This is a genomic window from Tritonibacter sp. SIMBA_163 (assembly GCF_046535935.1).
In the GTDB taxonomy this organism is placed as follows: Bacteria; Pseudomonadota; Alphaproteobacteria; order Rhodobacterales; family Rhodobacteraceae; genus Epibacterium; species Epibacterium scottomollicae.
Genome location: NZ_JAWJBP010001543.1, coordinates 1 through 229, shown reverse-complemented (window position 1 = coordinate 229; position 229 = coordinate 1). Strand labels below are relative to the sequence as shown.

Sequence of the window (229 nt, the reverse complement as noted above, 5' to 3'; positions counted from 1 at the left end):
CCACCAGCGCATTATGGGGCACATCGCGCAGCAGGCCCGAGCCCAGCACGACCGCCGTTCGCCGCTGCTTCAGCTTTCTGGCCGATTGCAGCACGAATTGCCGGCTGTTGTTTTCATGCTCCGCCCATGCCTTGGCGCAACGGTTGGCACGCGCCCAGAGATTTACGGAATAGCGGATATGCGGCCGGAATTCTTTCGGCGTGACCGCGCGTGTGGCGGCATATTGCAG

At 62.4% G+C, this 229-nt stretch carries 1 protein-coding gene; it reads right to left on the bottom strand.

Going from position 1 to position 229, the window contains the following annotated elements:
- A partial coding sequence (locus tag R0J92_RS27455; protein WP_411054005.1) for a hypothetical protein occupies positions 1-229 on the bottom strand: 229 nt, incomplete at both ends.